The sequence below is a fragment of the Bacillus sp. hwrm1 genome, from assembly GCF_040207805.1.
In the GTDB taxonomy this organism is placed as follows: Bacteria; Bacillota; Bacilli; order Bacillales; family Bacillaceae; genus Bacillus; species Bacillus velezensis.
This window is the reverse complement of sequence record NZ_CP157943.1, coordinates 643,712-659,363: the sequence shown is the minus strand read 5'-3', so window position 1 is coordinate 659,363 and position 15,652 is coordinate 643,712. Positions and strand designations below refer to the sequence as shown.

Annotated in this window: 15 protein-coding genes; 5 read left to right on the top strand and 10 right to left on the bottom strand. The window is 48.0% G+C overall.

From position 1 onward, the window contains the following. Positions 1–29: 29 nt before the first annotated feature. From ABK447_RS03395 to ABK447_RS03380, 4 genes are all read right to left on the bottom strand, one after another. Positions 30–1,004, bottom strand: a complete 975-nt coding sequence (locus ABK447_RS03395; RefSeq protein ID WP_015240621.1) for a LacI family DNA-binding transcriptional regulator — start codon at positions 1,002–1,004, stop codon at positions 30–32. Positions 1,005–1,073: 69 nt separating this feature from the next. After that, positions 1,074–1,742 (bottom strand): YitT family protein, encoded by a 669-nt coding sequence (locus ABK447_RS03390; RefSeq protein WP_063094168.1) that lies wholly within the window; start codon positions 1,740–1,742, stop codon positions 1,074–1,076. Beyond that, positions 1,739–2,626 carry a Cof-type HAD-IIB family hydrolase gene (locus ABK447_RS03385; RefSeq protein ID WP_094031306.1) on the bottom strand — a complete coding sequence of 296 codons (888 nt, stop codon included), beginning with the start codon at positions 2,624–2,626 and terminating at the stop codon, positions 1,739–1,741. The genes ABK447_RS03390 and ABK447_RS03385 overlap by 4 nt, the downstream gene beginning before the upstream one ends. 74 nt (positions 2,627–2,700) lie before the next feature. After that, a complete protein-coding gene (locus tag ABK447_RS03380; protein WP_124935044.1) occupies positions 2,701–3,054 on the bottom strand; it encodes a hypothetical protein in 354 nt (117 codons plus the stop codon). A 74-nt stretch (positions 3,055–3,128) separates the two neighbouring features. Here ABK447_RS03380 and ABK447_RS03375 point away from each other — a divergent pair, with 74 nt between their 5' ends. The 3 genes from ABK447_RS03375 (at position 3,129) to ABK447_RS03365 (ending at position 7,058) form a co-directional block, all read left to right on the top strand. Further along, positions 3,129–3,986 (top strand): MurR/RpiR family transcriptional regulator, encoded by an 858-nt coding sequence (locus ABK447_RS03375; RefSeq protein WP_025285307.1) that lies wholly within the window; start codon positions 3,129–3,131, stop codon positions 3,984–3,986. Between the two features lie 172 nt (positions 3,987–4,158). Beyond that, positions 4,159–5,703: a gluconokinase gene (gntK, locus tag ABK447_RS03370; RefSeq protein ID WP_094031307.1), complete on the top strand. Its 1,545-nt coding sequence runs from the start codon at positions 4,159–4,161 to the stop codon at positions 5,701–5,703. 26 nt (positions 5,704–5,729) lie between these two features. Next, positions 5,730–7,058 carry a GntP family permease gene (locus tag ABK447_RS03365; RefSeq protein ID WP_007407373.1) on the top strand — a complete coding sequence of 443 codons (1,329 nt, stop codon included), beginning with the start codon at positions 5,730–5,732 and terminating at the stop codon, positions 7,056–7,058. A gap of 35 nt (positions 7,059–7,093) precedes the next feature. On the opposite strand, the gene ABK447_RS03360 is transcribed toward ABK447_RS03365, so the two are convergent. The 5 genes from ABK447_RS03360 to ABK447_RS03340 form a co-directional block, all read right to left on the bottom strand. Beyond that, positions 7,094–7,816: a lactate utilization protein C gene (locus ABK447_RS03360; protein WP_015240625.1), complete on the bottom strand. Its 723-nt coding sequence runs from the start codon at positions 7,814–7,816 to the stop codon at positions 7,094–7,096. Beyond that, a complete protein-coding gene (locus tag ABK447_RS03355) occupies positions 7,816–9,246 on the bottom strand; it encodes a LutB/LldF family L-lactate oxidation iron-sulfur protein (protein WP_349909488.1) in 1,431 nt (476 codons plus the stop codon). Before ABK447_RS03355 ends, ABK447_RS03360 begins: the two co-directional genes overlap by 1 nt. 27 nt (positions 9,247–9,273) lie before the next feature. After that, positions 9,274–9,990, bottom strand: a complete 717-nt coding sequence (locus ABK447_RS03350; RefSeq protein ID WP_100001619.1) for a (Fe-S)-binding protein — start codon at positions 9,988–9,990, stop codon at positions 9,274–9,276. Positions 9,991–10,173: 183 nt separating this feature from the next. Beyond that, positions 10,174–11,364 carry a PLP-dependent aminotransferase family protein gene (locus ABK447_RS03345; protein ID WP_085342334.1) on the bottom strand — a complete coding sequence of 397 codons (1,191 nt, stop codon included), beginning with the start codon at positions 11,362–11,364 and terminating at the stop codon, positions 10,174–10,176. 30 nt (positions 11,365–11,394) lie between these two features. Next, positions 11,395–12,114, bottom strand: coding sequence for a FadR/GntR family transcriptional regulator (locus ABK447_RS03340; RefSeq protein ID WP_015240627.1), 720 nt, complete (start codon positions 12,112–12,114; stop codon positions 11,395–11,397). 205 nt (positions 12,115–12,319) lie between these two features. Between ABK447_RS03340 and lutP the strand changes: the two genes are divergently transcribed. Then, complete coding sequence (gene lutP / locus ABK447_RS03335) at positions 12,320–13,996, top strand: L-lactate permease LutP (RefSeq protein ID WP_015240628.1); 1,677 nt, start codon at positions 12,320–12,322, stop codon at positions 13,994–13,996. Between the two features lie 37 nt (positions 13,997–14,033). Here lutP and rpoN read toward each other — a convergent pair whose 3' ends face one another. Then, positions 14,034–15,344: an RNA polymerase factor sigma-54 gene (gene rpoN, locus ABK447_RS03330; protein ID WP_232528642.1), complete on the bottom strand. Its 1,311-nt coding sequence runs from the start codon at positions 15,342–15,344 to the stop codon at positions 14,034–14,036. A gap of 77 nt (positions 15,345–15,421) precedes the next feature. On the opposite strand from rpoN, the gene yvfG reads away from it, so the two are divergent. Beyond that, positions 15,422–15,640 carry a protein YvfG gene (yvfG, locus tag ABK447_RS03325; RefSeq protein WP_003151570.1) on the top strand — a complete coding sequence of 73 codons (219 nt, stop codon included), beginning with the start codon at positions 15,422–15,424 and terminating at the stop codon, positions 15,638–15,640. Positions 15,641–15,652 lie beyond the last annotated feature (12 nt).

Sequence of the window (15,652 nt, the reverse complement as noted above, 5' to 3'; positions counted from 1 at the left end):
GCAAAAAAGACCACCATAAAGTGGTTTTTTTAAGTTGACTTTCTTTTAATAAGTTTTAGGTTCAACTTATTTATATTGGGGACATCTTTGTTATTCATTAAGTTATATAATAAATTTGCTGCTGTTTGTCCCAACTCTTTAATAGGTTGATGTATCGTTGAAAGTTCTATTACCTTAGATATCGGCTGATTATCAAATCCTATAACCGCCAGTTCTTCAGGTATTCGTATTCCCTGTCTTTTCGCTTCATAAATGATCCCTGCCGCAACATAATCACTTCCTACAACCATTGCCGCAGGACGAGGTGACTTATTTAGTAATAATTTTGCTATTTCTATACCATTCTCAATAGTGTACTGTTCCTCAAAGTACCAATTATCACTCCATTTCAATCCGTATTCATTTCGAAAGTGAAAAAATGATTTTTTTCTGCTTATGCCAACACCGCTCTTAGGATTTCCTATACATAGACCAATGGATTGATGTCCTTGATTTCGCAGATGATCAATTGCCATTTTGATTCCTGACTCATGATTAATAAATATATGTGCAACCTGTTTGCTTGCAGAAGCTTCACAGGAAACAATATTGCCAAACCCAGATATCTCGTCGAGTACGTGATGGGGGCTTACACAGGATCCCAAAATAAGACCGTCAATCAGTTTGTATTTCAATCTGTTAAAAAACTCCATTTCTTGTTCAGGATCGTTATTTGATTGGTGCACAAGTAAACTGTAATTATGTTTATTACACTCTTCGCCTATTCCGGCAATCAGTTTACTGAAAAACGGATGGTTGATTTTAGGAACAATGACTCCGAATACATTTGTCTTCCCCCTGGATAGGTTAATCGCGTTGAAATTTGGTACATAATTTAATTCCTTCATAGCTTTTAACACAGCGTCCCGCTTCTCAGGTTTTACATAAGGATGATTATTGAGAACTCTGGAAACTGTTGTCCGAGAAACGTTCGCTTTCTTTGCTATCTCTGTAATGTTTGTCATTACTGTTACTCCTTCTTAGACAGCGTTATCAGGATTTCACACTGAATAACACAAGGGGAAAAAAAGCATTTAATGAATAGTTTTATCATGGCCTGCATGAATATGTGCGCCTTCATGTCCCACACTATAAATAGAACGGGGCTTCCCCATCTTGTGTAATAGTTTGTCAAATAAACCTACTAATATCCCCAGACATAGCAACACAATGATGGTTCCTATCCCAATCGGCCCCTGAAGAATGATTGCAAGCACAAAAGCTAAAGCTTCCCCTATCGTCTTTGTAATATTAATACCCCAACCTGTGCGTTCAGTAATAGCCAACATTAATTCATCATTCGGTATCGAAGGAAAAGATGCTCTTAAATAAATAGCGATTCCCATAGCCAATATACACAACCCTATCAAAAATAAACTCCATTGAAGAATTACAGAATCTGTTTTTAAGAACGAAAGAACCTTTAAGTTTAAAAGGTCAACAAAACTTCCAATAATAACAATCGGAATAAAACCGGCTAGATTAGGAAACCGCATTTTTATGAGGCTGTTTATAAAGATAAGGATTCCTCCGACAATGAAAACCCATGACCCGATTGTAAGGCCAATGAGTTCTGATAAAGCCACGTTTAGAGCATCCCAGGGGGCAATCCCGGTATTAGATTTAATCATACATACAACCCCTACGGATAAAATAAACAATCCGACAATATAGATTAAACATCTTTTCACAAAATGGCTCATGGCTGTATACTCCGCGGTTTAGGGTCTTCTTCTTTCGTCAGAATGTAATGATCAAAAGCATAAGATACACCACACTCATCATTCGATAACGTTTTAAAAGCAGCCAATTGAATAAGCTTCTTATCTGCATTTCCCATGGCTATCCCTATTCCTGCTGCATGAAACATAGGCAGATCATTTAAATTATCACCTATTGCGATTGCATTCTGCGCATCCGTTCCATAATGTTCACAAAGTTTATTTAATGACGCTCCTTTATCTACTCCTGCACTTGTGATTTCAAGATTGAATGCTCCTGAACTCGTTACGGCACACTCCTTCAGTTGTCCAAAATATTCTTTAGCTTTTTTTAATTTTCTTTGGTTTGGCGAAACGATCATACATTTTATGACATACCGATAATCGATAGGGTCAATTGTACCCGGTATTTCCTCTAACCCGTATTGATGGATTTGAGCTTTAATAGAACTCCAAAATACTTCTTGATTAAAATGAGGTTCTTCCATTACCGTATTGTAAAGTTCTTTTTCAAGCTGCTGAATTCCTTGATTTGATACGGCAATTTTGTCAGATAAGTAAAGCTGATAATAGATTTCCTCTTTATTTAACCATGTTATGATAGGTTGGATTACATCTGAATCCATAAAATGTTCGAATATTACCTGATTTCCCACATCAATTTGAGCGCCGTTTGAAGCAATAATCGGAAAATCCAAATCATATTTATTGATGATGTGTTTTGCATCAAATAAAGCTCTCCCTGTAGCGATTGTTACAAGATGACCTTGTTTTTGTCCAAGCTTTAAAGCTCTTACATCTTGTTCTTGGATAGTTAAGTTCTCTGATAACAGCGTGCCATCTAAGTCAATTGCAATTACTTTCATGTGAATTTCCTCCTCAGAGTTTAAAAATCATTGAAAGTATAATGTATGGTACGCGTTTCAGAGCAATTAGATTATTATATTAATTTGAAGTTTTTCTCCAGAAGCTGATTAGACCTGTGCTTCTCAAGTGTTCTCCTGCTTAATGATCCTTCTCTTTTGCTCAATCCAGTTAATAAAGAACTGACTGCTAATGGCGGAACACTAATTTGAAGAAATTCATCTGGAATTTCAAGCGCTGGCAACTCACTAGAAACCGGACTGTAGCAGGACAGCTTTCCATCATGAGTTTGACTTATGGCCGGCGACTTGGGCACCGGCACTTTCCAGAGAACGATCACTTTTTGTAAAAATCGGATGTATGAAGTGTCATTGAGGCGATGTCCCCGATATACTTTTCTCTTTTCTTTCATTTGCGGTAAAGAAAGCAAAACCTGATTCCCTTATGGCAGAACTTGCTTTATCATAAAAGTATGCGTTTACATTCGAGTAGGGAGGTTATAGCATGACCCCTGTGAATTCAAGCAGCATCGGGAAGATTCAGGCGGCCAGCAAAGGTTTGTCGCCAAAATTAAGAGCGATTGCAGACCATATCGTGAAGGAACCGAAAGACGTGATTCACCTTTCCATCATTCAGCTGGCGGAAAAAACGAAAAGCTCTGAAGCGACGATTTTCAGGCTGTGCAAACGGCTCGGTTTTTCCGGCTATCAGGATTTAAAAATCGCGCTTGCTCAGGAGATCGTTCAGGAGCCGGTGCAGCACATTCATGAAGAAATGAACCCCGACGACGATATCGAAGTCATCATCCGGAAAGTTTTCCGCACAAACATTTCCGGTCTGACCGATACCTTTCATTTATTAGATCCGGCCGACGTTGAAAAAGCGGTAGAAATGATCCACCGCGCAGACAGAATTGAATTTTACGGAAACGGCGGTTCCGGGCTGATCGCCACTGACGCGTATCATAAATTTATGCGTACGGGTATAAATTGCATCGCGCACACGGATTCTCACTTTCAGGCGATGTCAGCGGGTCTTCTCGGTCCCGAAAGCGCAGTCATCGGCATTTCTCATTCGGGAAGCAACAAGGACGTGCTCGACGCGGTGAAAACGGCCAAATCGCTCGGCGCCGGCACGATCGGCATTACAAGCTACCAAAAGTCGCCGCTCACCCAGATTTCCGACGTGGTGCTGTATACATCAACAAGGGAGACGGCTTTCAGAACGGAAGCAATGTCCGCAAGGCTTGCCCAGCTGTCGGTCATTGATACACTGTATTTCGCCACGGCCCGGCTGCGGCAGGAGAAAACGCTCGCCAACTTGCAGCAAATCAGAAAAATGATCGCGCACAAACGTTTGTAATATTTATTTTTCAAAAGAGAGAATGCCGATACAGCGGGAATTGAGGCAATTTTATGAAAAAAATTTTCTTCTTCATCGTTGATTTATAAAAAAATTATTCCTATAATTGACTTTGTAAGGGCATACATTATTAATCTATCTTATTATTCAATCAGATTAGGCGGGATATATTATGAAGGAAACCCAAGCTGTTATCGGTCTGGATATCGGCACGACCAGTACGAAAGCCGTTCTGTTCGGACCAAGAGGCAAAGTATTAGCCAAGCATTCGGTTCACTATGATTTAATACAGCCAAAGCCGGCATGGGCCGAGCAGGATCCTGAGCACATTCTGGAAGCGGTTATCGGAAGCATCAGGGGCGCCGTCACAAAGGCCGGACTGAGCCCTGACAATCTGCTTGCAATCGGCATCAGCACCGCCATGCACTCATTGATAGCTGTCGATCAAAACGGCGGCCTGCTGACCAAAAGCATCATTTGGGCGGACAACCGCAGCGCCGAGCAATCAAAACGGATTTTAAAAGAGATGAACGGATTTGATATTTATAAAAGAACGGGTACGCCGATTCACCCGATGTCTCCGCTTTCCAAAATTGTGTGGATGAAAGAACAGGACAAGGAGACATTCGCGAAAACCGCCAAATTCATCAGTATTAAAGAATATATTCTGCACGAGTTTTTCGGGACTTATGTCGTCGATTATTCGATCGCTTCGGCAACAGGGCTGTTCCGTTTAGATACGCTTTCCTGGGATGAAGAAGCGCTCCGGATTGCCGGAATCCGGGAAGATCAGCTGTCGGACATCGTGCCGACCACTCATCAGCTGCGCGGCCTTGCGCCGGAAATCGCTGCACGGATGGGCATTCATGCGGATACACCGTTTATTATCGGCGCAAATGACGGCGTGCTCGCCAACCTTGGAGTCGGCGCGATCGGCAAAGGCGAAGTGGCCGTTACGATCGGAACAAGCGGAGCCGTGCGTTCGGTGACGGATGCGCCGATTACGGATGAAAAAGCGCGGACATTCTGTTACGCGCTGACTGACAAGCATTGGGTCATCGGAGGCCCGACGAATAACGGAGGCATTATGCTGCGCTGGCTTCGAGACGAATTCGCTTCTCCGGAAGTCGAAACGGCGAAGCGGCTCGGCATTGATCCGTATGATTTAATGATTGATATCGCTGATAAAGTGCCCGCAGGCTCTGAGGGATTGCTGTTTCTGCCGTTTTTATCAGGGGAGCGCGCGCCGTTTTGGAATCCGAATGCCCGCGGAACGTTTTTCGGCATCAGCCTCCGCCATAAACAGGAGCATTTTATCAGAGCGGTGCTGGAAGGCGTCATCATGAGCGTCTTTTCAATCGGTGTCGCACTGAGAGATTTGGCGGGCCCCGCAAAAGACGTGCGGGCTTCGGGAGGATTTGCGAGGTCGCCGCTGTGGAGGCAGATTTTGTCCGATACGATGGGACGGGAAGTCCTCGTTCCGGAAAGTTACGAAGCCTCGGCGCTCGGAGCGGCCGTTCTCGCTTTGCACAGCCTTGGCGAAATGGAACGGATCGAGGATGTTCAGGACTGGATCAGAATTTCTCACCGCCATGAACCGAACGTCAAAAACAGCGAAACATATATTGAGCTGTTTTACTTATACGAGCGGCTGTATGACAAGCTCAAAGATGAATTTGACGTCATCAGTGAATTTCAGCTCAAACAAAGCCGTTAATTCTTCTTTGAAAGGGTGAAAAGGTCATGTTACTGTTTATTGTCATTGCCGCTATTATCGTTTTACTCTTATTGATTACGGTCGCTAAATTAAATCCGTTTATCAGTCTTTTGATTACATCCATCCTTGTCGGTTTCGCAACGGGCATGAATCTGCCGGACATTATCGCTTCGATGAAAACCGGGCTCGGCAATACGCTGTCGCTGCTTGCGATCGTGCTGGCCCTCGGTACGATGCTCGGAAAAATGATGGCTGAATCAGGCGGTGCGGAGCGTATCGCCCACACCCTGATCGGCCGCTTCGGCAAAAAGAAAGTGCATTGGGCGATGATGGCCGTCGCTTTTATTGTCGGCATCCCGGTCTTTTTCCAGGTCGGCTTCGTCCTGCTCGTGCCGCTTTTGTTTACGATTGCGATTGAAACCGGGGTTTCATTAGTGACGATCGGAATTCCGCTCCTTGCGGGACTTTCCGTCGTGCACGGATTGGTTCCGCCCCACCCGGCGGCGATGGCGGCTGTCGGCATTTATCACGCCAATGTCGGAAAAACGATTTTGTTTTCTTTAATCGTTGGGATTCCGACTGCCATCATCGCGGGGCCGCTTTACGGAAAATGGATTGGTAAGCGCATTCACAAACCCGTTCCCGAACTGTTGAAAAAACAATTTATTGAACGGAATGAAAAACGCAAGCTTCCGGGATTCGCAAATACATTGTTTACGATATTGGTACCGGTGATCCTGATGCTTATGGCAACGCTTGCCGAAATTGCGCTTCCGGAAAAAAGCACGCTCTATGAAACTTTTAAATTTATCGGCGACCCTGTCACGGCGCTTTTGATCGCCACGGTTTACTCCTTTTTCAGCCTTGGTTTTTATCAGGGCTTTGACAGAGAAAGCATTTTAAAATTCAGCAATGACTGTCTGGGACCGATTGCTTCCATTCTGCTTGTGATCGGAGCCGGCGGCGCTTTTAACAACGTCCTGATTGATTCAGGCGTCGGCACGTATATCGCTGACATGGCGAAGCACTCAAGCTTCTCTCCCGTTCTTTTAAGCTGGACGATCGCGGCGGTCATCCGTGTCGCCACAGGTTCAGCGACTGTCGCCATGATGACGGCGGCCGGCATTGTTGCACCGATTGCATCTGTCATGCCGGGCGTCAGCAGTGAGCTTCTCGTATTGGCAACGGGAGCGGGCTCTTTGATTCTGTCACATGTCAATGACTCCGGTTTCTGGCTCATTAAAGAGTATTTCGGAATGACGGTCAAAGAAACGTTCCTGACATGGACGGCGATGGAAACGATTATTTCTGTCAGTGCGATCTGTTTTATCATGATCATTAACGCGTTTATATAAAAACAAACCCCGGCCGCAAACCGGGGTTTGTTTTTTTATCGGTCATTCACGAGGATATAAGCGGCTTTAACGGGTCCGTGGACGCCGACAACCAAATCCATTTCGATATCGGCCGAGTTGCTCGGCCCAGTAATATAGTTAATGCAGGAAGGAACGGTGACGCCGTCTCTGATCTGCTGTTTCAGTATATCGCTGGCCTGTGTCATTCTCGGCACAATGGAAGATTTCGGGATGATTGCGATATAGGTGGTCGGAAGCAGGCTGACAGAACGGCCGGCATGCTCTGACGCATACAAAACGACGGTGGCTGATTCCGCAAGCGTGATCTCGCTGAATGTAATGCCCACATTCGCTTGTTCCGCTTTTTCAATATTTTTCGCTCCTTGTTCCGCGTCCCATTCCCAAACGGGAATCCCTTCATCCGGCCACTCTTCTGTCATAAGGGTCTGCAAGCCGTACGTTTCAAAGCGGCTGTCCTTCGGAATGATGACAGGCCCTCCTTCAAAGCGGTTCACCTGCGTGCGCAAAGCGTCGTAAAGCCCGGCTGCATCCGTTTCGATCAGTTCGGTATGAATGTTGACGCAGTGGTCTTTCAGCATCGTGACAAGATCGTCTTCCGTACAGCCCGCATGCGTTTGATATTGAGGCTGATACTTCCATTCAGGCAGGGACACGCCTGATTTCCTGCGCTCTCTGCCCAGACGTTCGGCGATCCGGTTTAAAAAGGATTCCTGATGTGTAACCGTCCCTTTCATCATCATTCTTCCCCCTTTTGTTTTTCCCGGTCTTTAAACCAATCTCTGAATCTCGATTTATGCGGCGCCGGGAAGTCCCGTATTGCCGTCCATTCTTTTAACGGCCCCGGCCCTTTTGATATTTTGTCATCTTCCGTAAACGGCGTCATGGCGGCAGGCGCCCATTTCGATCCCATTTTATAAAGGGACGGGGATGACGAGCCGAGCCCGAAGGCTTTCATCGCCAGTTTTTCGCTGATCGGCGCTTTGCCCTCTTTTTCCACGATGTTCTGCCGATGCTTGAGCAGCAGCTCGTGCAGCGGAATTTTAACGGGACACGCTTCCGTACAGGCCGCGCATAAGGAAGATGCGTACGGGAGCTCCTTGTATTCGTCATATCCGCCGAGAAGAGGCGATAAGACGGCGCCGATCGGACCCGAATAGATGGACCCGTACGAGTGTCCGCCGACATGCCGGTACACGGGACAGACGTTGATGCAGGCGGCGCAGCGGATACATTGCAGCACTGATTGAAATTCCGTGCCGAGTATGCGGGAACGCCCGTTGTCCACAACCACAAGGTGGAATTCCTCAGGCCCGTCCGCTTCTCCTTGCTGCCGGGGTCCCGTCAGCGCCGTAATGTAACTTGTAAGCCGCTGACCGACCGCGCTTCTCGTCAGCAAGCTGACAAGCACTTCAAACTCAGAAAATGACGGAACGATCCGCTCCATTCCCATCACGGTGATCTGCGTCTTCGGCAGCGCGGACACAAGGCGGCCGTTCCCTTCGTTCGTCACGAGACTGACCGATCCGGTATCCGCGATTGCAAAGTTGCAGCCTGTAATGCCGACATCCGCTTCGAGAAATTTTTTCCGGAGAACGCTGCGCGCGTGCATGACGAGCTCTTCCGGTTTTTCCGTCTGTTTGTATTCGAGTCTCTCTTTAAACACGTCACGGATCTGCTCTTTGTTTTTGTGAAGAGCGGGAGCAACGATATGTGACGGCGGATCGTGATCGTCAATCTGGAGAATGTATTCGCCGAGATCCGTTTCTGTGACTTCACAGCCCTCTTCCTCAAGCACTTCGTTCATATTGATTTCTTCTGTCACCATGGATTTGGATTTTACGATTTTTTTAGCGTTTTTCTGCCGGATGACATCGCGGATATAGGAGGACGCTTCTTCCGCCGTTTCGGCGAAAAAGACGTGTCCGCCTCTGCTGGCGACATTTTCGGCGAGCTGTTCCAAATAGAAATCAAGATTGTCCAGCACATGCTGTCTGATTTCTTCCGCATGGGAACGCCAATCCTCCCAGTTTCCCAATTCTTCGGCCGCCTGAAGCCTTCTTGTCCTGAGCCGTTCCTGCGCTCCGGAGACGGCTCCTCTCATAAACTCATTATCTATTCCTTCTGATACCCGCTCTTTAAAAGCGGCGGTACCGATTTTCATCGCCATGATTTTCCCCCCTTGTTGTTTCTCGTGTTATCTGCTGTTCAGCACTTCGGCGATGTGCATGACTCTGACGTTTTTATCCTTACGGTCAAGACGCCCGCCGATATTCATCAGACATCCGCAATCCGCTCCGATCAGCACCTCGGCCTCCGTGTCTTCCACGCAGGCGACCTTCTCATCCACCATTTGTTCAGAGATTTGCGCCATTTTCACAGAAAACGTTCCTCCGAATCCGCAGCATTGGTGCTTTCCGGGAAGCATGGTCAGCTCAAGCCCCTTGACATGGCGCAAAAGCTTCATCGGCTCCTCCGACACGCCGAGCAGCCTCGTCATGTGGCATGATGTATGGACTGTCGCTTTTTTATGCAGCACCGCCCCGACATCCTCCACCCCGAGAACGTTGACGATAAAATCCGTTAACTCATATGTTTTGTCCGCAAGCTGCTGCGCTTTTGCCGCCCACTTCGGATCGTCCTGAAACAGATGCGGATATTCACGGAACATCGTCGTACAGGAACCTGACGGACTGACGACGTACTCCGCTTCTTCAAACGCGGCAATCATCCGCTTCATCGCTTTTTTCGCATCCGTCACATACCCGCTGTTGTATGCGGGCTGCCCGCAGCAAATCTGCCCCTCGGGAAAATCCACCTCACACCCGAGCCGTTCCAGCACCTCAACCGTCGCCTTTCCGACATTGGTCTGGAACATATCCACAAGGCACGTGACAAATAATGAGACTTTCATGATGAACCCCTCTTTCATCCTCAATATGTGATCCGGTCATCTGATGACCTGTTTTTGGGAAAGCTCTATGAATATCCTACACTATTCTGAATATGGATTGGAAGGTTTTTCTGAAAAATCCTTTCGTCCGATGCGCTGAAGGGGACAAAAAAAAAGAGAAGCCCGAAAGCTCCTCAAGCTGCTCTACATCCCGTTTTCCAGCAGACGTCCCAGTTTTTGCACACCCTCTTTTATCGCGGCTTTACCGGCATAACTGAACGACAGGCGAAGATATTCCGCACCGTCTTCCTGATGCAGAAAAAAATATTTACCGGGTACATAGGAAACGCCGTGAGACAGAGCCTTCGCCAGCATTGCGGATGTATCCGCTCCCGGCACTTTCACCCATACAAAGTAACCGCCTTCAGGCACGTGCCAGGATGCGGATTCCGGAAGATATCGCGCTGATGCGGCGAGCAAAACGTCACGTTTGCTTTGATATGCTTCCTGCAAGGCGGCGAGCCGTTCTTCAACATTCGTTTGTTCCAGATAGACGGCGGTCACCGCTTGGGAAAACGGGTGGCCTAAGTCTTTTTTTAACCATGACAATGCCGTGATGAATGCAGCGTTCCCTGCAATCCAGCCGATCCTCATACCCGGGGCGATGACTTTTGATAATGAACCGGCGTACAGCACCCGGCCGTTTTGATCCATGGCTTTCAAGGGCGGCGGAATATCGGTGAATCCGAGCTCGCCGTATGCATCATCCTCCAAGATGAGAAAATCATACGTTTCGGCAAGCTGAAGCAGGCGGGTTCTCCGCTTCGCTGACATTACGGTTCCCGCAGGATTCTGAAAAGCGGGTATCGTGTAGAGAAGACGGGGAAGCAGAAGCCCTTTTCGTTTTCTTTCCTCAAGCATGAACGCTAATGTTTCTGTTTGCAGGCCCTCTTGATCTGTCGGAACGCTCATGATATGCGGTGTGTAATTTTTAAAAATCTCGAGCGCTTCCATGTAGACCGGAGCTTCAACGGCAGCGGCGGTTTGTTCATCGAGGAAAACCCGTGCAGCCAGATCTATCGCCTGACAGGCGCCTGACGTCACGAGCAGCTCATCGTCCCGACAGTGAATGCCGCGGATGGCTACCCGTTCTTGAATCTGCTTTTTTAATACGGCCGTCCTCGGGCTTCCCATATAATGCAGCGGCAGATCGCGCTCCTCATCCAGAAGGCGGGCGGCGGCTTCTTTCAGCTCCTTATCAGGAACGAGTGCGGGATCGGGATAGCCGGAATGCAGGGGGATGCACGCTTTCGGAACTGCCGGCATCCATTCCCCGGGAGGATCGTTTGTCAGAGCTTTCTTTACATGGTCAGAAAAAAAAGATTCGGCCTGCATGTGATGTTATCCCCTTTCACAAGTCAGCTTCTATACATTTTCTTCAAAATAAGCCCCCAGCACTTCTTCCACATTCGTCAGGTGCGCGGTCATCGCGGCTTCCGCTTCATCCGCGTCTTTGGCGGCGACGGCGCTGTAAATGCGTTCATGCTCTTCATACAATCGCTGCACGCTCGTTCGTTTAGAAAACAGCCAAATTTTTCTCGTTTCTCTCATTGTTTCCAAAAGGAGCGCGGAGACATGATTCATGAGATGCTTGAGCAGCCCGTTTTGTGATGCTTCCGCCAGCGCCATGTGAAAGGAGAAATCCGCTTTTTCGCCCAATTCTTCGTCTCCGTCAATGTCTTTCATCTCCAGGAGAGCTTGGCGGATTTTTTGTAAATCGTCTTCCGTGCGTTTTTCAGCGGCCATGGCGGCGACGCCGAGTTCAAGCAGCTTTCTGACTTCGAGCAGCTGTTTGACGTCCTCTTTTTTCATCAAGAGGGCGGAAGAAAGCGGCTGGGAAACATGAGACGGCTCAAATTCTCTTATGTATGTGCCTTCTCCCTGCTTCATGTCGACGAGCCCCATCGCTTTCAAAGCCGACAGCGCTTCTCTGACCGCCGAGCGGCTGACCTGAAAACTCTCAGAAAGCGCCTGAACGGAATCAAGCTTTTCACCCGGCTTAAGCTCGCCCGCTTTTATCTTCTCCAGCAATGCGTCAGCGACTTCCTCGTAGATTTTTTTCGTTTTAATTTGTTTATATTTCAACGCGATCACCCCGTCACTTGTGAATCTTGATGTTTATCGTCTATTATACTTCTTTTTTTGTATTGCCGACAGGTTCAGACAATTTGTTCAAGAAAAGTATTGTACTTTCAAAACTTTCAAAATATAATGCTAATTAACCCGGTCATCAGATGACCTTATCATAAAAAGTAATCGCTTACATGACATAAGGAGGGGTTTTTTAGGGATGCAATGGACACAGGGGTACGCTCCTTTAGGGGGAAATTTGCTTTTATCGGCAGCTTGCGCGCTCGTGCCGATTATCTTCTTTTTTTGGGCGCTTGCGGTGAAACGGATGAAGGGGTACATCGCGGGGCTTTTAACGTTAGCCGTTTCACTTTTAATCGCTGTATTTGTTTACGGCATGCCGGCGGAAAAAGCGGTGATGTCCGCTTCTCAGGGAGCGGTGTACGGGCTGCTTCCGATCGGCTGGATTATCGTCACATCGGTCTTTCTGTATAAAATCACCGTGAAAACGGGACAGTTTGAGATTATCCGGAGTTCGGTGCTCTCAATTACAGATGACCGGCGTTTGCAGGCGCTGCTCATCGCCTTTTCATTCGGGGCGTTTTTAGAAGGCGCCGCCGGTTTCGGCGCTCCCGTCGCGATCTCGGCCGCTTTGCTCGTCGGACTTGGTTTTCAGCCGCTGTATGCGGCGGGAATTTGCCTGATTGCCAATACGGCGCCCGTTGCCTTCGGCGCGATCGGCATTCCGATTACCGCCGTCGAAGGTCCGACCGGGATACCGGCAATGGAAATTTCTCAAATGGTCGGCCGGCAGCTTCCGTTTTTATCCGTCTTTATTCCGCTGTACTTAATCATTTTGATGAGCGGGTTTAAAAAGGCTTTTGAGATATGGCCGGCCATTCTTGTTTCCGGCGTCTCCTTTGCGGCCGTGCAGTACGCAAGCTCGAATTTTTTAGGGCCTGAGCTTCCGGATGTGCTGTCGGCGCTTGTTTCCATGGCCGCGCTCGCTCTGTTTTTGAAATTTTGGAAACCGAAAACGGCCTTTCGTTTCGCGGCAGAACGGGAATCAGCAGCGGCCGCTGACCGGGCGCCGATCAAGTACGGGGGCGCCGCGGTGTTTAAAGCGTGGTCTCCTTTCCTTCTTCTGACGGCCATGATATCCGTTTGGGGGATTCCCGGCGTGAAGGCTGCCTTAACCGGTCATTATGAAGGAACGTCAATGTGGCTTTCCTGGCTGAATGCAGCCGGGCGTGCATTGACCTTCACGCCTCCCGTCCCATTTGTAAATCAGCAGATTCTTCAGGCGGACGGCACGCCGATTGAAGCCGTGTACAAACTTGAGCTTTTCGGTTCAGCGGGGACGGCGATTCTGATTGCCGCCGTCATCTCCAAGTTCGCCCTCGGCATGTCGTGGAAGACATGGGGCGAAGCGTTTATAGAAACGGTGAAGGAATTAACGCTTCCGGTCGTGACCATTGTTTCTGTTGTCGGCTTTGCTTATGTGACGAATGCTTCCGGCATGAGCACGACACTCGGTCTTGCGCTTGCCATGACGGGCGCGATGTTTACCTTTTTTTCGCCGGTGCTCGGCTGGCTCGGCGTGTTTATTACCGGCTCTGATACGTCGGCCAATCTATTGTTCGGCGGATTGCAAAAGGTGACGGCGCTCTCTGTCGGGATGGACCCGGTTCTCTCCGTTGCCGCCAATTCATCAGGCGGTGTCACCGGAAAAATGATTTCTCCGCAATCCATTGCGGTTGCCTGTGCCGCTGTCGGTCTGGCGGGCAAGGAAGCCGACCTTTTCCGTTTTACGATTAAGCACAGTCTGTTTTTGCTTCTGCTCGTCTGTCTCATTACATTTTTACAGCATCATCTGTTTTCATGGATGATCCCGTAACACGGAGAACCTCCCCGGGGTTTGGCTCGGGGAGGTTTCAGCTGTACCGTTTTCTCGCCGATGACGGCGGAATATTTAATTGGTCACGGTATTTGGCGACGGTTCGCCTTGAGATTCGGATGTCATATTGTTCATGCAGCAGATCGGCAAGCTTTTGGTCTGAAAAAGGTTTCTTTTTATCTTCTTTACCGACCAATGCCTCCAGATGCGCTTTTACGGCATAATTGGAGGCGCCGCCGTCCCCCGACGATTCAGCTTTCGCCGAGAAAAATGTTTTCATTTCATACAGTCCGTACGGCGTCTGAACGTACTTCCCTTTGATGGCCCGGCTGATCGTTGATTCGTGGAGCTCCAGCGTTTCCGCCACCTCTCTTAAGGTCAGCGGCTGCATTCCGCTTTTTCCTGTGAGAAAAAAGGATTCCTGCCGTTCAGTCAGGACGCCGATAATTCTCGTGATCGTTTGTTTTCTTTGCGACAAAGCCCGGTTCAGCCAGCGCCATTCCTGATATTTTGCCGACAGATAATTTTTCGTGTCACGGCACCCGGCAGCTGACAGCAGCGGCTGATAATGGGTATGAAGCTGGATGTCAGGAAACGAACGGCTGTTGAGCCGCGCTTGAATGATGCCGTTTTTCACTGTGATGAAAATATCCGGTTCCACGTAAAAACCCGGCTCCTCATGCGCATAACGGAGCCCCGGCCTCGGATCAAGCGCGCTGATCATGTCAGCGATGTCCTGAATGTCTTTAAGCGGAATGCCCGTTTTTAGTGTAAGCGCTTTCCAGTTCTTTCTTGCAAATAGCTCAAAATAGGCGTCGGCAATCCATTCCGCCTGTTCGTTCCGCTCGGGAAGACGGCGGAGCTGAAGAAGGATGCATTCCTGCAAAGACCTGGCGCCGATTCCCGCGGGCTCAAGGGACTGAAGCTTTTTCAGAACCGCTTCCGTCTCCTCTTGTGAAGCGGATACATGGTCGGCGGCAGCTGGTATGTCCTCTTTTAAATATCCGTTTGAGTCCAATGAATGTATCAGATAATTGAAAATCTTTTTCTCATCATCGGACAGCTTCATATCTAAGGCTTGTTGTTTGAGCGAATCCTGCAGCGTTTTGCGGGTAAGTCTGATCTGCTGGCTTCCGTCCCGTTCTTTCATCCTGTTTTTATTTGTTTTATGGTAAGATGGTGGCGGCGTGTCTGTTTCCTTTCGTTCAATCAGAGGGTTTTCCAGTGAGAGCTCATCAATATATCCGGCCAGTTCCGCGGAATTGTATCCGAGTAATGTGATAGCCTGTTTAAGCTCTTGCGTTAATTGAGGCTTTAACATTTGTGTTTGCTGAAGTTTGATATCCATCATGCTCACTCCCCTTTTTTCATTGTACATGATTGGTTTCATACCGTATATACTTATTAAAAGGAGTTGCTTTATAGATGTCAGAACTTTTTTCTGTTCCTTATTTTATTGAAAACTTTACACAGCACATTGAAATGAATCCGAATGAAGACCGAATTCATGCGATGAACAGCTATTACCGCTCCGTCGTCTCAACCCTTGTTCAGGATCAGCTGACGAAAAACTCGGTTGTGCTCAAAAGAATTCAGCATTTGGATGAGGCGTACAACAAAGTAAAACGCGGAGAAACAAAATAAACCTTCCGCTCA